This window comes from Salipiger mangrovisoli (assembly GCF_015223355.1).
GTDB classification, from domain to species: domain Bacteria; phylum Pseudomonadota; class Alphaproteobacteria; order Rhodobacterales; family Rhodobacteraceae; genus Salipiger; species Salipiger mangrovisoli.
Genome location: NZ_JADFFK010000018.1, coordinates 38,555 through 54,672, shown reverse-complemented (window position 1 = coordinate 54,672; position 16,118 = coordinate 38,555). Strand labels below are relative to the sequence as shown.

The window sequence follows — 16,118 nt, the reverse complement described above, 5'->3', positions numbered from 1 at the left end:
AAGAGCTGTCAATCGAGCCGTCGGGAAAACACGCGGGCGGGCGCCGCAGTGCCCAACCAGCAGGCACTACGAACGCCGGGCCGGTCCGCGCGCCAGCACCCCCGATCTGTTTAGAAAAACTAAACCAATGCGCAGCCCTGCCCCGCTTGTCGCGCGCCCCGCCAAGCGACATTCTCGCTGCATCTTTCGCCCGCCAGAGGACTCCCCATGTCGCGCCCCGACCAGCTCAAACTCGGTACCTTCGTCTATACCTTCGGCTTCCACCCGGCTGCCTGGATGCATCCCGGCAGCGACGTCCGCGGGGCCAACGACCTGTCGCACCTCAAGAAGGTCGCGCAGATCTCCGAAGCGGCGAAGCTCGACTTCATGTTCTTCGCCGACAGCCCGGCGGCGGCCATCGGCGATCCCGCCGCCCTCGCCCGCCAGCCCACCAAGATGAACCGCTTCGAGCCGATCACCGCGATCACCGCGCTGTCGCAGCACACCGAGAAGCTGGGCTTCGTCGCAACCGCCTCGACCTCCTACTACGAACCCTACAACATCGCGCGGCTCTTCGCCTCGGCCGATCACATGTCGGGCGGGCGGATGTGCTGGAACGTGGTGACCTCGGACCATGACGAGACCGGCTACAATTACAACCGCGAGGGGCTGCCGCCGCATGCCGAGCGCTACGAGCGCTGCGAGGAGTTCGTCGATGTGGTCTTCGGTCTCTGGGACAGCTACGAGCCGGACGCGCTGCTGCTCGACCGCGAGAGCGGCTTCTACCACGACCAGCACAAGCTCCATGAGCTGAACCACCACGGCAAGCACTTCCAGGTGCGCGGCCCGCTGAACATCGCCCGCACGCCGCAGGGCCGCCCGGTGATCGCCCAGGCGGGCGGCTCGGAGCCCGGCATGGAACTGGCCGCCCGCACTGCCGAGATGGTGTTCTCGCTGGCTTCCAACATCGAGAAGAACCGCGCCTTCTATGCCAACGTGAAAGGCCGCATGGCCAAGTACGGGCGGCACGAGGACGACCTGAAGATCATGCCCGGCATCGTCATCAACGTCGGCGAGACCGAGGAAGAGGCCGAGGCGAAGGCGCAGCAGCTGGTGGATCTTATGCACCCCGACGTCGGCCTGCTGATGCTGCAGGAGTTCCTCGAAGCCGATCTGCGCGGCGTCGATCTCGACAAGCCCTTCCCGATGGAGCGCATGCCCGAGAAGGCCAAGGGCTCGAAGGCGCTCTTCGACGAGCTGAAGGAGTTCGTGACGCAAGGCCACACCATGCGCGAGCTGATCACCCATTACGCCCGCCGCCACACCGGCAACGGGCTGACCGGCACGCCGAGCCAGATCGCCGATTTCATGCAGGAATGGTTCGAGACCCGCGCCGCCGACGGCTTCATCCTGATGTTCCCGACGCTGCCCAGCTCGCTCGAGGATTTCACCCGGCTGGTCGTGCCGGAACTGCGCCGCCGCGGGCTTTTCCGCGAGGAGTACGAGGCCAGCACGCTGCGCGGCAACCTCGGCATTTCCGAACCCGGAAATCGCTACGCACAGGCCCGCGCGGCGGAATGAGCCGGCCTTGGGGAAAGCCGGGGCTCTGCCCCGGACCCCGGGATATTTTCACCTAGAAGAACGCCGGGCGGCGGCGGACCCGCCGCCGCCCGGCTGACACAAACGCGGTCCGCCGCGGCTGTGCGCGGCGCGGAACAAATTCCGCATCTCGAAGTTGAGGGGCATGTTCCCCGATTTGAGACCGCGCATTTCATGAACCGCTCCCCCAATGCCGATCCCGTGCTGCGCGTCAGCGCCGCGATCCTCGCCGGGCTGGCCCTGCTGGTCTGCCTCAAGCTCGCCCAAAACATCTTTGCACCGCTGATGCTGGCGGTGATCGTCGGCATCATCTTCTCGCCGGTTGCAGATCGAATGGAGAAGGTCGGCCTGCCCCGCGGGGTCGTGGCGATCCTGCTGATCGTCTTGATCTTTTTCTTGATCGCCTCGCTCGGCTTCCTGGCTGAGCCCTACATCACCGCCGCCATCGACCGGATTCCGACGGTGAAATACGAGATCCGCAAGTTCCTCTTCGAGTACCGCGACCTGATCCGCGGCATCGACGAGGTCGAGCAGGCGCTCGGTGCGGCGCAGAAGAAGGCCGAAGAAGGCTCGGGCATGCCCAGCGTCACCGATGCGCTCTACATCGCGCCGGTCATCGCCGCGCAGGCGCTGGTGTTCTTCGGCGGGCTGTTCTTCTTCCTGCTGACCCGCTGGGGCATCTACAGCTGGATGGCGCATCGCATCGGCGACAACACCACCACCGCCGCCATCCTCGACCGCTTCTGTGCCGCCGAGAGTTCCGTGGCGCGCTATTTCGCCACCATCTCGATGATCAACATCGGCCTTGGCTTCGCGGTGACCGGCGGGCTGATGGCGATCGGCATGCCCGCGGCGCCGATCTGGGGCATCGCGGCAGCGCTGCTCAACTACGTGCTCTACGTCGGGCCGGCGGCCATGGTCGCGGGGCTGCTGCTGAACGGGCTGGTGGCCTACGACGGGATGATGAGCTTTGCCCCGGCGGCGATCTACCTGTTGCTCAACATGTGCGAGGCGCAGTTCGTCACGCCGGGGCTGGTGGGCAAGCACGTCCAGATCAACCCCTTCCTGATCTTCGTCTCGCTGGTGTTCTGGCTCTGGCTCTGGGGGCCGCTTGGCGGCATCGTCGCGATCCCGACCACGGTGATCATCCTGCACCTGTTCGACATCATCGGCGAGGGGCGCCGCGTGCCGGCAAGCCGCCGGGCGGCGTGACCCGGTGCCGGAACCGTCTCCGGCACCACAAGAACCACTTTGCGAAACCTCTCAGATAGAGGATCATTGGCCCGGCAGGAAATCCCCGGAGCCACCGGTATTCCCGACTCGAAGGAGCCTGCGCGGTTTTTCAGAAGTCGAGTATTCCCGGTGTCCATCGCATCCCATCCGATCCCCTTCTGGCTGATCGTCCTGATCTTTCTTCTGGCCCTTCCCGCCTGCGCCTTCGCCGGCTTTCGCTTCGGCCGCTTCGAGCTGCGCCGCGCCCCCGCGCTCTTCGCCGCCGACAAGCTGCCCGGCGAGGCCTCGCTCGGGGCGCTGCTGGCGCTCCTCGGGCTGCTGCTCGGCTTCACCTTCAGCGCCGTGCTGAGCTGGCGCGAGGCCAGCGTCTCGGCGGTGGTCGAGGAGGCCGCGGCGCTCGGCACCGCCTTCCTGCGCGCCGATCTGCTGCCCGAGGGCACGGGGCGGCCGCTGCAGGCGGCGCTGCTCGATTACGGGCGCACCCGGATCGTACCCACCGGCTTTCGTGCGACGCGCGAGAGCATCGACGCCTTCGTCTCGCGCAGCACCGAGGCGCAGGCCGCGCTCTGGCCCGCGACCATGGCCGCGCTGACGCCCGAGGTCGCGGCACCGCTGGCCACCTACGTCTCCGGCGGCATCACCGAGGTTCTGGATGCCCACACCCGGCGCGTCGCCGCCGCGTCGAAGACCATCACCTCGGGCATCTGGATGCTGCTGACCTTCGCAGCGGGCTCCGGGGTCTTCATCATCGGCAACCGGGCGGCGCTGCAGGGGCGGCGGTTGAGTTGGCGCACGCTGGTGTTTTCGCTGGTGCTGACGGCGGTGCTCGTGACCATCGAGGACCTGAGCCGCGGCAGCGACGGCTTCACCCGCGTGCCGCAGACACCGCTGGTCGCCGCGGTCGCCGACATGGAGGCGGCGTTCGAGGCCCCGGCGCTGGCAAGCGTCTCGGCCAGACCCTGACCGGACAAATCCCGGCCCTGAAGCGAGGTGCGCCCGCCCGGGTACGGCCGGTCACATCAGCCCGCCACCAGGGCCTCAAGCTCGGGCAGGAGCACCACGCTTTCCTGCTCGTTGGGATCGGTGCGCGCGATCACCGCGACGGCGGGCAGCTCTGCTTGGTTGAGCGGCAGATGAGGCGTGTCCGGGGGGATATAGATCATGTCTCCGGCGGCAACCTCCATGAGGTGCTGCAGCCGGTCGCCCCAATACATCCTTGCCGTACCGGAGATCACGTAGATCGCGGTTTCATGCGACAGGTGCTTGTGTGCGCGGGCGCGGCCACCGGGCGGGATGGTCAGCAGGTGCATGCACAGGCCCTGGCTGCCCACGGTCTCGGCCGCGATGCCCTCGAAATAGTCGAACCCCTGCTTCCCCGAATAGGCGCCGCCTGGGCGCAGCTTGATGCAATCCGCCATGTCCGGCTTCCTCCTCCTGCCGTTCAATTGCTGCCGGCAAGGTTACGCCTCGGGCCGCGTGCCGCCAAACGGAACCTCGGTCTGGGCACCGGGCCGGGACCCAAGAACCTGGGATGAGGCGGCGAGGCCTCGAAGAAGATGATGCCGAAAAGGATAAGGCTCCACCTTCGGGGAAAGGTGGAGCCTTGGGGCGATCCGGGCCACACGAGGGAAGTCGGGACAGGGTTGCAACCCAGGATCAGGGACAGGACCACTGCTGCGTCCTTGTCCTTCCAACCCCGGCGCGCGGGAAAGGTTCCCGCAATTCATCACATTTTTTCAGAGCCTTCGGCGGGGGCTGCGGCGGCCTCCTCATGCGCCTTATCCGCGGCGGCTTTTTCCGCCGCACGGCGGGCGGCGAGCACCCTCAGAAGCTCGGTATTGAGCTGCGCGCCAAGCAGCGTCACCAGCGCGCTGACGTAGAACCACAGCAGCAGGGCAACGACCGCACCGAGTGATCCGTAGACCTCGTTCAGCCGGTCGAAATTGCGCACGTAGCTGGCCAGCACGAACGACCCGCAGGCCCAGGCGATAACCGCGATCGCGGCACCGGGTGTCAGCCAGGGCATCCGTGCGTGCCGCCGGTTCGGCCCGAAGCGGTAGACCAGCGCGACCGCCAGGTAGACCACGCAGAGCAGCACGATCCACTTCGTGCCCTCGACGGCGATCTCCACCTCTGCGGGCAGGTGCAGGAAGACCATGGCGGCCGGGACCACGACCACCGCAGCGAAGGCCAGCAGCGCCACCAGCACCAGCAGCGCTGTCATGCCGTAGGCGACCAGCACCCGGCGCACGGGATTGGTGCGATGTGGCGCCTCTGTCACCGCGTTGAGGCCGCGGATGAGCGCCGCCACCGAGGCGCGCGCCGACCAGATCGCCAGGACAATGGACAGCACCGAGGCCCATTGCAGCGTCGAGCGGTTGGCCGAGATGAGCTGGGTGATCTGCGCGTCGATCAGTTGGAAGGCGGTCTCGGGGATCACGTCGACCAGCAGGTCCATCTGCTCGACGATGGCGCTGGGATCGGCCCAATAGCCCCAGATGGCAATGAGCGCCGCCATCGCGGGAAAGATCGACAGGAAGGCGTAGAAAGCCACGCCGGCGGCGATCAGCCCGAGATTGCGCTCGTCCATCCGCCGCCAGGTGCGCAGCAAGGCGTGCATCCAGCCGCGCAGCCCCACATAGCGGATGCGCAGGCGGTCTTCGGAAGCGGCAGCCGCGGGAAGGCTCGGCTCGGGCGTGGGAGAGGTCGGGAGGGTCCGCATCTGCGCAACCTGCGCAGAAGCCAACGCGGCGTCAATCCACAGGTTGCCTGTGGCGCAGAGTATTCCGGCGAGCGTGGCTCATACGGAACCGCCCGAAGCGGGGGTGCGTTGATCCTACGGAACCCCGATGGAGAGCGCACCCGTGCCGGACCACCGAAAAATCTGCGTCATTCTGAACGAGCATTCCGGGGATCACCCGGACAAGCAGAGCCGCCGCGAGAAGCTGACCGAGCTCTTCGCCGCGCAGGGACTCGAGGCCGAGCTGATCGGCCTCACCCCCGAAAAGCCGATCCTCGAGACCGCGCGCAAGGCCGCGGCAAGCGGCTGCGAGATGATCGTCGCGGCAGGCGGCGATGGCACCATCGGCGCGGTTGCAGCGGCGGCGCACGAGGCGGGCGTGCCCATGGGGGTGATCCCGCAGGGCACGTTCAACTACTTTGCCCGCGGCCTCGACATTCCCGAGGAGCCCGAGGGCGCGGTGCGCATTCTTGCCACGGGCCGGTTGCAGGAAATCAGCCTCGGCGAGGTCAATGGCGAGGTGTTTCTCAACAACGCCAGCCTCGGGATCTATCCGCTGATCCTGCGCACCCGCGAAGGCGTCTACCAGCGGTGGGGCCGCTCGCGCATTGCGGCCTATTGGTCGGTGGTGCTGGCGCTGGCGGGCTTTCGTCATCCGCTGCGCCTCCGCGCCGAGGTCGATGGCCGCGACACCGAGATCCGGACCCCCCTCGCCTTCGTGGCCAACAGCGCCTACCAGCTCGACCAGTTCAACCTCGATGGTGCCGATGCGATCCGCGACGGGGACTTCGTGCTCTTCACCTCGAAGGGCACCAGCCGCTGGGATCTCGTGCGGGCCTCGCTGCGTCTCGCGATGGGCAAGGCCCAGAAGGGCGAGGAGTTCGGCGTGGTCACCGGCCGCGAGATCACCCTCCACACCGGCCGCCCGCGCGCTCTGGTAGCCCGCGACGGTGAGAAGGAACTGATGGATACGCCGATCCGCTTCCGCCGCCGACCCGAGCCGCTGCGGGTGATGGTTCCGGCCGAAGCTGCCATCGCCGGGGAGGCCCGCGCCGAAGACACCGCCGCATGACCCGCCTCATCCACCTTTCCGACCTGCATTTCGGGCGCACCGCCCCAGAGCTGCTGGAGCCGCTGCTGCGCGCGGTAAACGCGGCAGAGCCCGACCTCGTGGCGGTGACCGGCGATTTCACCCAGCGCGCCCGCCGCAGCCAGTATCGCGATGCCCGCGCCTTCCTGCGCAAGCTGAACGCGCCCTGGATGGCGGTGCCCGGCAACCACGATGTCTCGCTCGACAATCTCTGGCTGCGCTTCGTGCGTCCCTACCGTCGCTACCGCCGCTTCATCACCCAAGAGATGATGCCGGTGAAACACCTGCCGGGGCTGACCGTCGTGGGTTTCAACACCGTCGACCGCTTCCGCTGGCAGCGCGGCAAGATCCGCTGGCTGCAGATGCGCCACGCCTGCCGGATCTTCTCGGAGAGCGAGGGGCTGAACGTGGTGCTGGCGCACCACCCGTTCGAGCAGGACGCGGATGTCGAAAAATCTCTCATGCGCGATGCCGATCAGGCCATCGAGCGGCTGTCTGAATGCGGCGCGCACCTCGTCCTCTCGGGCCACCTGCACCGTTGGCGGACCGAGCCGTTTCTCTCGCGCAAGCATGGCGCGCAGGTCCTGCAGGTGCATGTCGGCACCGGGCTCTCGACCCGGCTGCGGGGGCAGGAGAACGATTTCGCGATCCTCGACTTGGAAAGCCACAGCGCCGGGATCCGCAGGATGATCGCCCGGGAGGGCCATTTCGTCGAAGCCGAAAGGCGGCACTATGTTTTTGGCGAAGGCGGCTGGGAGCGCTGCCCCGACTGGCCACCGAGCACCCGGCAAAGCGCGGAACCCGCGGCGCAATCGGGCGTTTAATTCAGGTAGTTGATGCAGGAACAGGAGACGGTTGTGATCCCCTATATTCGCAAACAGCATGAGCGTGGCGCAGCGCGGACCGAAGCGGCTCCTGACCCGCGCCGCGAGCGCAGCCCGGTCCTGACCTTCGTGATGCTGGCCGCGGCCGCGCTTCTGATCATCGGCGTCTTTGGCAGCGGCACCCCGCTCTGACGCGCCTTGCGGGGCCGCACGGCCCCGCAGGTTCCGCTTCAGATCACCCCGGCGACGGTCAGCGGCACCAAAACCGCCGCCGCCAAGGTGGCGCAGCCAATCGTCGCGAAAAGCCCATCGCGCACCAGCAGCGCGGTGGCAAAGCACAGCACCGTCAGCCCCAGAATGGACGACGAGAAGGGCACCAGTTCCAGGAAGGGCATTGCCGCGCCGCACAGCAGGCAGACCGCCTGCAGGAGCTTGCGCATCGGCCCGGCGGTCATCAGCCGCAACCGGCTGCGCGAATGCCGGTCAAGCCAGTCCGCCAGTCCCCGCAGCTTGCCGATGCCCTTGCGCGCCTTCGCCCCGTCGAAGCTGCGCGCCATCAGGAACTCCGGCAGCCACAGGTGGCGGCGCGAGATCAGCATCTGCCCGGCGATGAAGGCGATCAGCAGCCCGCAGAAGGTCGAGAACAGCGGGATCCCCGATAGCGGCGAGACCACCAGCAGCGCCGGCACCATCAGCGCCGGAATGAAAGAGCTTTCCCCGAAGCTTTGCACCATGTCGCGCAGCGACACGCGCGGGCCGCCGGCAGCGTCTCGCAGGCGGTCCACGATTTCGCCCACGGGACGGTCGGGGCACAGGTCGGAAGTTCTGTCTGGCGCGGCGGCGCGGTTCATAGGGTCTGGTCCTTCACGGCTGTCGTCCGTCGGACGAACGCGGCGCCCGCTTCAGGGGTTCCCCGGTCGCGTGACACGACACAACGCGGCGCATCACGCCGCGTTGCTAGGTTTCTCTTGTCTGCGGGCCTACTCCGCGGCGTTGCGCCGTGGCAGCACCCAGTCAGGCCGCGGAAAATGGCAAGTATAGCCACCGGGGTAGCGCACAAGGTAATCCTGGTGCTCCTCCTCGGCCTCCCAGAAATCCCCCACCGGCGCGACCTCGGTGACCACCTTGCCGGGCCAGATCCCCGAGGCGTCGACATCTGCGATGGTCTCCAGCGCCTCGGCTTTCTGTGCCTCGCCGTCGTAGTAGATGGCCGAGCGGTAACTCATCCCCAGGTCGTTCCCCTGGCGGTTGAGGGTGGTCGGGTCATGGATCTGGAAGAAGAATTCCAGCAGCCGACGGTAGCTGGTCTTCTCCGGATCGAACCAGATTTCGATGCCTTCGGCATGGGTGCCGTGGTTGCGATAGGTGGCGTTCGGCACGTCGCCGCCCGTATAGCCGACGCGGGTGCTCTCGACCCCCGGAAGCCTGCGGATCAGATCCTGCATCCCCCAGAAGCAGCCACCCGCCAGGACCGCGCGCTCAAGGCTCATGCCACATCCTCCACCTGTTCCAGATACGCCCCGTATCCTTCGGCCTCCATCTCGTCGCGCGGCACGAAGCGCAACGAGGCGGAGTTGATGCAATAGCGCAGCCCGCCCCGGTCGGTCGGACCATCCGGGAAGACATGGCCCAGGTGCGAATCTCCATGGGTCGAGCGCACCTCGGTGCGGATCATCCCGTGGGTGGTATCGCGCAGCTCGGCCACATGCGCGGGCTCGATCGGCTTGGTGAAGCTTGGCCAGCCACAGCCGCTCTCGTACTTGTCGGACGAGGCAAAGAGCGGTTCGCCCGAGACGATGTCGACGTAGATGCCCGGTGCCTTGTTGTCGAGATACTTGCCGGTGCCCGGCCGTTCGGTGCCGTTTTCCTGCGTGACGCGGTACTGCTCGGGGTCGAGCGTCGCGATCACGTCTGGATTGCGTTCATATGTCGCCATGGAATCCTCCGGTCTTTGATCTTGCCCCTAAAGATGGGGTCGCCCGAGGGCAATGCAAAGCCCCCTTCTCGGGCAGCCACCCGCCGCGGCTCCGCACGGCGTCGGCAATGGGGTGCCCGCGCGCGGCTCCACGCTGCGCCGCCACGGGAACCGGCAAGGCTCCGCGCCCCGCAAACGCCATTTCCGGCAGCTCCCCGCCGGAAATACACATCCTGCTTACCGCGCCGCAACAGAGGGATCCGAACCGCCCGGCCTCGCATTATTCACTAGACCGCCGCGACCACCGCGCCGGAATGACCGACCAAGGAAGCAAGGGAGAAACCCATGACCCTCCGTTCCACCAGCAAGCTCGCGCTTGCCGCTCTCACCGCCGCCACGCTCTCCGGCGCGGCTTTCGCGCAAACCACCGGCACCACCGACCCGGCGACGCAGGATCAGGCGCCGCTGGCGCGTTCGGAAATGAGCGACAGCACCGGCGCCAGCGGCTCGGGCGTCACCGGCACCATGCCGGTCTCGCCGCAGACCGCCGCAGAGCTGCGCGCCGAAGCCCCCCAGACCTACGGGCAGGTGATCTCGTCGCTGCACAATGCCGATCTGGCCATGGCCGACCCGGAAACCGTGGTCGAGGCCTCGAAGGTGCAGATCGTGGCGCTGAGCACGCTGAAGGGCCAGGCCAATGAAAGCGCCGATGCGCTCGACGACGCGCTCGAGGCGGCCGAGCCCGAGCTCGTAGCGCTGCGCGAGCTGATGTCCGACAATGACGCGCTCACCGCCGAGTTGCAGGACCAAGGTTATGAGGCTGAGGATGTGATCGGCGTCTACGCCGCCGAAGGCAGCATCGAACTGCTGGTTGACGACCGCGCCTGATCCGCACCTTGCAACACCATCCGCGCCCGCATGGGCGCGGTTTCCGGGACCTGCCTCGTGGTCCCGGCGGCCCTCCGTGTTCTCCAGCGCGGAGGGCCTAGTTCCACCTGAAGCTTGCGCCGCGTCGCGCGCCCCCATCGCGATCAACCTTCCCGGCAGTGCAGCCCATCGCGACGCACGGAAAACGTGCACACTGACGTTCCCATTCGCGTGATTTTCCTTGCAGTCGCGCCCGACCCCGCCCATCTTTCGAGCAGGAGGCACGTACTCCTGTCAGAACCTCCTGGATACCAGGACCCTCGTGGGCGTCGGTGCCATCCCTCGGCACCGGCGCTTTCTTTGTGTCGAGAGGCCTTCCGGGCCGGGCTGCGCAAGACAGGGCCGGGCTGTCGAAGACCACGCTCAGGATCCGTTGGTTGAGGCGGAGGGGCATGTTCCACCGCGAGAAGTCGAAGCGGTGATATGTCTGATCCCTTCAGGTTGGGTGATCCTCAGATGGCCCGCCCTTGAGCCATCGTCCCCGAAGTCCCATGGCAAGCCGCGCGTCGATGGTCTGCGCGTTCTGAACAGGATTATCTTCATCAATCGCAACCGTTTGCGCTGGCGAAATGCGCCACGGGAAACTGCCCTAACAAGACGCTCTGCAAGCGCTAAACGCGGCGCAGGCGAGAGACCACGAACAACCGCACCTGCGCGAGGATGAGGGGATAAGACTGATTGTCGGGCTGGATGTGTCGCTGCCGAAAACGGCGATCTGCACGCGCATGGAGCAGGGAAAAATTGCCCTGAAAAAAGAGGTGAGCCGCGAGCCAGAACCGCTGAACACCATGCGTCAACGGCGCGCAGGCACCGTGGAAGCGATCGGGCTTGAGTCTGGAGCACTGTCGCGATGGCTGCACCGGGCACTGTCGGAAGCCGGCCTCCCCGCTATCCCTTTGGAAACGCGACAGGTGAACGGCACCGTCAAAGCCATGCCTCTCAAGACCGACAGGCGCAATGCGGAGAGGATCGCGCGGCAGGGTCGCGGCGCGGATCCGGGACTTGGCGGCAGGCAACATGATGCTCGAAGCCGCGGCGGAACCCAGGCTGCCTGCACCGGATGAGTATGCCTGGAGTGGGTGCTGTCGTTGCTCTCACCTGCCGCGCGGCCGTCGATGGCCCTTCGCGCGTCCATTCGACGAAGAATGTCGGCCATTGGGCCAGTTAGACCCCATCACCTAGTCAGTCCGGAGAGTGGGATGCCTCAGGTGGCGATGTGACCCTCAGGCAAGCCATGTGCCGAGCGGCAACGGTCATGCTGTATCGCGGGCATGGAAATGCGCTTCGGACATGGGCATCCCGCGTTGCAAAACGCCGCGGGCGCAAGCGCGCGATGGTGGCCCTGGCCCGGCGCAAGGCTGTCATGCTGCACCGCATGTGGGACGATGACACGAGCTTCGGCATGAAAGCCGCCACCGCCTGATCCGACCGGTCTGATCCGACCCGTCTCGCCAACTTCATCGCGGGTTCCCGAGGTCCCGAAGGGACGCCGTTCCGGTGATGTCAGCCTTTGGACCCTCGCCAGCCAAGGCCGAGCACGCCTATGAGATGGACACGCCGGACCTGCATCGAACCAGCATCTCGCCGGCAGCCCTCCAGGCTGACCACGGACCGAAGCACGTTCCCGAATGGCCTTGACGGACGGAGACCCGTTACCGACGTCCCGGGCCTAGGCGTCGCGTAGCCGCGCGACCGCCCAGCGGGCCGCGTCGCGCACCGTCTCGTCGGCATCGCCGCAGAGCGCCCGCGCCGCGACGCGAAGCTCTGCCTGCCCCGAATTGCCGATCGCGTAGAGCACGTTGCGCACGAAGCGGTTGCGGCCGATGCGCTTGATCGGCGAGCCGGAGAAGCGGGCCCGGAACGCCGCGTCATCCAGCGCCGCCAGTTCCGCCAGCGGCGGCGCCAGCAGATCGGCGCGGGCGTGGTATTTCGCCTCCGAGGCGACTTCGGCGAACTTGTTCCACGGGCAGGCCGCGAGGCAGTCGTCGCAGCCGTAGATGCGGTTGCCGAGCAGGCCGCGCAGGTCCTCCGCCACCGGCCCGTCGTGCTCGATCGTCAGGTAGGAGATGCAGCGCCGCGCGTCGAGCCGGTAGGGCGCGGGAAAGGCCGCGGTCGGACAGGCATCGAGACAGGCCCGGCAGGAACCGCAATGGTCCCGCTCCGCGCCGTCCGCCGGCAGTTCCAGTGTCGTGAAGATCGCCCCCAGGAAGAACCAGGACCCGAGCTCGCGGCTGACGAGGTTGGTATGCTTGCCCTGCCAGCCGAGGCCCGCCGCCTGCCCCAGCGGCTTCTCCATCACCGGCGCGGTATCGACGAAGACCTTGATCTCCGCCGCCTCGCCGCCAGCACCGGCCCCGGCCGCATCGATCAGCCAGCGCCCCAACCGTTTGAGCTTCTTCTTCACCACGTCGTGGTAGTCGCGGTTCTGCGCATAGACAGAAACCGCCGCCCGCTCCCGCGCGGCCAGCACCGCACGCGGATCATGGTCGGGGCCGTAGTTCTCGGCCAGCATGATCACCGAGCGCGCCTCGGGCCAGAGCGCCGCGGGATTGCCGCGCCAATGGCTGCGCTCGGCCATCCACCCCATCTGCCCATGGTGCCCCGCCTCCAGGAAGGCCGCGAGGCGCTCGGCGGCCTGCGGCACGTCCCAGGGCCGGCAGACCCGGCAGGCCGCAAAGCCCACCTCCGCCGCCTCCGCCAACAGCCGTGCCTTCAAGTCCTCCACGCGCGCCCTTTCTTCTAGGCCGAAATATCCCAGGGGTGAATTCGCCGCAGGCGAAGAGGGGGCAGCGCCCCCTCACCTGTGGCGGGCGTTCTCGTGCGTCCCGCCGGAAGTCCCGCCCGGCCTCGGAGAGACCGCTTCAGAAGTCGAGATCGGCGTAATGCGCCGGTTGCGGGAAGCCGGGGATCTGGTCGGCGAGGATCGAGCGGAACGCCGGGCGCGACTTGATCTTCGCGTACCAATCCTTGACCACCGCCGAGCGGTTCCAGTCCACGTCCGAGATATAGTCGAGCGACGACAGATGCGCGGCGGCGGCGAAATCTGCCAGCGTCATCACATCCCCGGCCAGCCAGCGCCGGTGGTCGAGCAGCCAGGCCATGTAGTCGAGGTGGTATTTGATCGCCTTGGCACCGGCCTTGACGTTGCCCGAGTCGGGGAAGCCGGACTTCATGATCTTCTTGTTCACCCGCTCGTACAGCAGCTTCGAGGTGACCTCGTGGTGGAACTTGTCGTCGAACCAGGCGACCAGCCGGCGCACCTCGTAGCGCGCGTCGGGCGAGCGCGGCAGCAGCGCGGGATCGGGGTATTTCTCTTCGAGCCATTCGCAGATCGCGGCGCTTTCGGACATGGTCTTGCCGTCGATCTTCAGCACCGGGACCTTGCCTGCGGGGTTGCGGCGCAGGAAATCGGCTTCCTGCTCCCAGTAGCGTTCCTCGACCAGCTCGCATTCGATCTTCTTCTCGGCCAGGCTCAGGCGAACCTTGCGGCAAAAGGGCGAGAGCGGCACGTGGTAAAGCTTTGCCATTCGGGGAGGCGGCTCCGGGTCTGAGGGAAATCTTCCGCCTGTTTGCCGTGAAAGCGGCGACGATTCAACAGGGCATGCGGACACGGGCGGGTGATGGCCCGAGCTTCGGCCCGGCGGGCGGTGCCGCAGGGGGCTCCGCCCCCGCAGCGCCGCGTCGCGGCGCGCTCCCCCGGCGTATTTGCGAAGAGAAGAAGCCGCGCGCCGCGCGCTGGGTCAAAGGCCGAGGAAATCGAAAGGCGCGGTCTCGACGAAACTGGCGTTGGCGAGACCGGAATAGGTATTGGTCTGCTGCGGGCCGAGATCGAGGCGCAGGACCTTGCCGTTCTCCGGCGTGAAATCGAAAGCCTTCAGATCAACCCAGAAGGTGTTCGGGGTCATCGCGGATTCGAAGAAGTAGAGCAGCCGCTTCTGGTCGGCGACAGTGCGCCAGCGGGTCGAGGAGATATTGGGCTCATCCGGTGTGGTGATGCCATAGGGCACCGAGGCGTTGCGGATCACCCCAAAGACGCTGGCGAGGGTCTCGACCGCGTCTTCGGTCTTCGGAATGGCGTTCACGTAGAAGGAGGCGCGGGCAAACCGATCCGAGGCGCGGTTGGTGCCGGGCAGCATCACCGTGCCGCCGATCTGCCGCCAATAGGACTCGAGCGCCAGCTGCTCCTCGAAGATCGGCGAGTTGGTCATCACCTGGTACGCGCGGCTGTGGTGGATGACCTGCTTGCCGCCGATGTATTCGATGATCGCGCTGTCACCGGTCTTGTCCGAGATCGACAGGTGCAGCGTCGCGAGCCGGTCCTCGCCGGGCACCGCATCGGTGACAATCGTGAAGGGTTCGAGCTCCAGCGCCGCCACCGCCTCCTCGACGGTGGCGAAATTGTCGAGCACGTATTGGGTCCAGGCGGCGATGCTGAGGCCGGTCTGGCTGCCGTCGAACTCGGGATATTCGGATTCCACCAGCCACAGCAGGTTGGCCACGAGCCCGGCCTCGTTCATCCCGTCGGTCGTCGCGATGTCATAGGCCGAGGCGATGACGCTGCCATATTTCGACGTCCAGGTGATCGAGTTCGGCCCCGCCTCGCCGGTCCGTTCCATGCCGCGCGGGAACACCCAAAGGTTGGTGCCGATGTCGCTGCGCCAATCCATCGAGCGGGCGGTGATCACCTGGTCGGCAGCACCGAGATAGACCAGCCGGGTGCAGGCGTCGGCGGTACCGGCGAGACCCAATGCGCAGAGGCAAGTGGCGCTCAGGAGCGATTTGAGAGGGGTTAGATTGCGCGTCATGACAAGCTCTTCTGTTAAGACCTGCGGATGCATCTTGAGCACACAATTTCGCGGCGCGCGCAGCGCAGGCCAATGAATTTCAACCAATGCGGGAAGTATGGCGGGGCCGCCTGGATATGACAAGCACCGCGCTCGCGCGCCGGGGCGGCTACTCGAAGCAGCGCGCCCGGCCGTCGCGGGCGATGGTCGCCGCGCCGTCGCGGATCTGCGCCGCCCGGCGCTCCACGAAGCTTGAGGGGCGCGAGGCCGAGCGGTCCTTGGGGTCGGGCAGGATCGCCGCGAGCCGCGCCGCCTGCGTCGCACTGAGCTGCGCGGGGTCCACGCCGAAGTAATGCTGCGACGCGGCCTTGATGCCGAAGACGCCTTCGTCGAACTCTGCGATGTTCAGGTAGACCTCGAGGATGCGCCGCTTCGGCCAGAGCGCTTCCATCAGCGGCGTCAGCGAGGCCTCGAGCGCCTTGCGCGGCCAGCTCCGGCCCTGCCAGAGGAAGGCATTCTTCACCACCTGCTGGCTGATCGTCGAGGCGCCGCGGTTGCCGCCCTCGGCGATGGCGGCGCGGATCGCCCGCATGTCGAAGCCCCAGTGGGTGCAGAAGTTGGCATCCTCGGCGGCCACCAGCGCGCGCAGCGCCACCGGCGCCACGTCCTCGGCATCGACCCACTCGTAGTCGACCGGGGTGCCCAGCCTGCGCCCCTCGCTCCACATGTAGAGGCTGCCGGGCGGGTTGACGAAGCGATAGGCCAGCACCGCCAGCCCGAAGAGCAGCGCCAGCGCCAGCGCGGCCTGCACCGCGCGGGTTACCAGTCGGCGCAGCGGTCTGCCCCGCCATGCCGTCCTGCTCGTGCCCTTTGCGGGTTTCTTCGATTTGCCTTTGGTGGTCTTTGCTGCTCGCGCCATGCGGCAGATCTACACGGGAGCGCGGCCGCGGAAAAGCGCTCTGCGGCGTCACGGAACGGAAAACGCCCGGACCTAGGGTCCGGGCGCTGCATCTTTTCGGTCGGGCGC

18 protein-coding genes and 1 pseudogene are annotated in these 16,118 nt (G+C 67.0%); 10 read left to right on the top strand and 9 right to left on the bottom strand.

Features of this window, described 5'->3' with window-relative positions:
• Nucleotides 1-207: 207 nt before the first annotated feature.
• The 3 genes from IQ782_RS20930 to IQ782_RS20920 all read left to right on the top strand — a co-directional run bounded on the left by IQ782_RS20930 (nt 208) and on the right by IQ782_RS20920 (nt 3,774).
• The gene (locus IQ782_RS20930) at nt 208-1,560 is read left to right on the top strand and encodes an LLM class flavin-dependent oxidoreductase (RefSeq protein WP_194136618.1); all 1,353 of its coding nucleotides are present in this window, start codon (nt 208-210) and stop codon (nt 1,558-1,560) included.
• A gap of 192 nt (nt 1,561-1,752) precedes the next feature.
• Complete coding sequence (locus IQ782_RS20925; RefSeq protein ID WP_194136617.1) at nt 1,753-2,790, top strand: AI-2E family transporter; 1,038 nt, start codon at nt 1,753-1,755, stop codon at nt 2,788-2,790.
• 150 nt (nt 2,791-2,940) lie between these two features.
• Nucleotides 2,941-3,774, top strand: a complete 834-nt coding sequence (locus IQ782_RS20920) for a bestrophin-like domain (protein WP_194136616.1) — start codon at nt 2,941-2,943, stop codon at nt 3,772-3,774.
• Between the two features lie 56 nt (nt 3,775-3,830).
• Here IQ782_RS20920 and IQ782_RS20915 read toward each other — a convergent pair whose 3' ends face one another.
• Both IQ782_RS20915 and IQ782_RS20910 read right to left on the bottom strand, forming a co-directional pair.
• Complete coding sequence (locus IQ782_RS20915) at nt 3,831-4,229, bottom strand: cupin domain-containing protein (RefSeq protein ID WP_194136615.1); 399 nt, start codon at nt 4,227-4,229, stop codon at nt 3,831-3,833.
• A 308-nt stretch (nt 4,230-4,537) separates the two neighbouring features.
• The gene (locus IQ782_RS20910; RefSeq protein WP_194136614.1) at nt 4,538-5,533 is read right to left on the bottom strand and encodes a YihY/virulence factor BrkB family protein; all 996 of its coding nucleotides are present in this window, start codon (nt 5,531-5,533) and stop codon (nt 4,538-4,540) included.
• Nucleotides 5,534-5,660: 127 nt separating this feature from the next.
• Here IQ782_RS20910 and IQ782_RS20905 point away from each other — a divergent pair, with 127 nt between their 5' ends.
• The 3 genes from IQ782_RS20905 to IQ782_RS20895 are packed head-to-tail and all read left to right on the top strand — an operon-like array spanning nt 5,661 to nt 7,657.
• Nucleotides 5,661-6,623 carry a diacylglycerol/lipid kinase family protein gene (locus IQ782_RS20905; RefSeq protein WP_194136613.1) on the top strand — a complete coding sequence of 321 codons (963 nt, stop codon included), beginning with the start codon at nt 5,661-5,663 and terminating at the stop codon, nt 6,621-6,623.
• Nucleotides 6,620-7,465: a metallophosphoesterase family protein gene (locus IQ782_RS20900; RefSeq protein WP_194136612.1), complete on the top strand. Its 846-nt coding sequence runs from the start codon at nt 6,620-6,622 to the stop codon at nt 7,463-7,465. The genes IQ782_RS20905 and IQ782_RS20900 overlap by 4 nt, the downstream gene beginning before the upstream one ends.
• 33 nt (nt 7,466-7,498) lie before the next feature.
• The gene (locus tag IQ782_RS20895; protein WP_194136611.1) at nt 7,499-7,657 is read left to right on the top strand and encodes a hypothetical protein; all 159 of its coding nucleotides are present in this window, start codon (nt 7,499-7,501) and stop codon (nt 7,655-7,657) included.
• 38 nt (nt 7,658-7,695) lie between these two features.
• Here the strand turns inward: IQ782_RS20895 and IQ782_RS20890 are convergent, their stop codons facing one another.
• The 3 genes from IQ782_RS20890 to msrB form a co-directional block, all read right to left on the bottom strand.
• The gene (locus IQ782_RS20890) at nt 7,696-8,316 is read right to left on the bottom strand and encodes an exopolysaccharide biosynthesis protein (protein WP_194136610.1); all 621 of its coding nucleotides are present in this window, start codon (nt 8,314-8,316) and stop codon (nt 7,696-7,698) included.
• Nucleotides 8,317-8,445: 129 nt separating this feature from the next.
• Nucleotides 8,446-8,955: a peptide-methionine (S)-S-oxide reductase MsrA gene (gene msrA, locus IQ782_RS20885; RefSeq protein ID WP_194136609.1), complete on the bottom strand. Its 510-nt coding sequence runs from the start codon at nt 8,953-8,955 to the stop codon at nt 8,446-8,448.
• Nucleotides 8,952-9,401 (bottom strand): peptide-methionine (R)-S-oxide reductase MsrB, encoded by a 450-nt coding sequence (msrB, locus tag IQ782_RS20880; protein ID WP_194136608.1) that lies wholly within the window; start codon nt 9,399-9,401, stop codon nt 8,952-8,954. The genes msrA and msrB overlap by 4 nt, the downstream gene beginning before the upstream one ends.
• A gap of 324 nt (nt 9,402-9,725) precedes the next feature.
• Between msrB and IQ782_RS20875 the strand changes: the two genes are divergently transcribed.
• From IQ782_RS20875 to IQ782_RS29880, 4 genes and pseudogenes are all read left to right on the top strand, one after another.
• Nucleotides 9,726-10,268: a hypothetical protein gene (locus IQ782_RS20875; protein WP_194136607.1), complete on the top strand. Its 543-nt coding sequence runs from the start codon at nt 9,726-9,728 to the stop codon at nt 10,266-10,268.
• A gap of 462 nt (nt 10,269-10,730) precedes the next feature.
• A pseudogene (locus IQ782_RS20870) lies at nt 10,731-10,890 on the top strand (transposase); the annotation flags it as partial.
• A gap of 142 nt (nt 10,891-11,032) precedes the next feature.
• Entirely contained in the window at nt 11,033-11,371 is a 339-nt protein-coding gene (locus IQ782_RS29890; protein WP_240989451.1) for a hypothetical protein, read from the top strand.
• Nucleotides 11,372-11,562: 191 nt separating this feature from the next.
• Nucleotides 11,563-11,730 (top strand): hypothetical protein, encoded by a 168-nt coding sequence (locus IQ782_RS29880; protein ID WP_240989450.1) that lies wholly within the window; start codon nt 11,563-11,565, stop codon nt 11,728-11,730.
• A gap of 246 nt (nt 11,731-11,976) precedes the next feature.
• Here IQ782_RS29880 and queG read toward each other — a convergent pair whose 3' ends face one another.
• The 4 genes from queG to mtgA all read right to left on the bottom strand — a co-directional run bounded on the left by queG (nt 11,977) and on the right by mtgA (nt 16,010).
• A complete protein-coding gene (gene queG, locus IQ782_RS20860) occupies nt 11,977-13,032 on the bottom strand; it encodes a tRNA epoxyqueuosine(34) reductase QueG (RefSeq protein ID WP_194136606.1) in 1,056 nt (351 codons plus the stop codon).
• Between the two features lie 136 nt (nt 13,033-13,168).
• Nucleotides 13,169-13,834 (bottom strand): FtsZ-binding protein FzlA, encoded by a 666-nt coding sequence (gene fzlA, locus IQ782_RS20855; protein WP_194136605.1) that lies wholly within the window; start codon nt 13,832-13,834, stop codon nt 13,169-13,171.
• A 213-nt stretch (nt 13,835-14,047) separates the two neighbouring features.
• Nucleotides 14,048-15,112 (bottom strand): linear amide C-N hydrolase, encoded by a 1,065-nt coding sequence (locus IQ782_RS20850; RefSeq protein WP_194136604.1) that lies wholly within the window; start codon nt 15,110-15,112, stop codon nt 14,048-14,050.
• A 148-nt stretch (nt 15,113-15,260) separates the two neighbouring features.
• Entirely contained in the window at nt 15,261-16,010 is a 750-nt protein-coding gene (gene mtgA / locus IQ782_RS20845) for a monofunctional biosynthetic peptidoglycan transglycosylase (RefSeq protein WP_194136603.1), read from the bottom strand.
• Between the last annotated feature and the right edge of the window lie 108 nt (nt 16,011-16,118).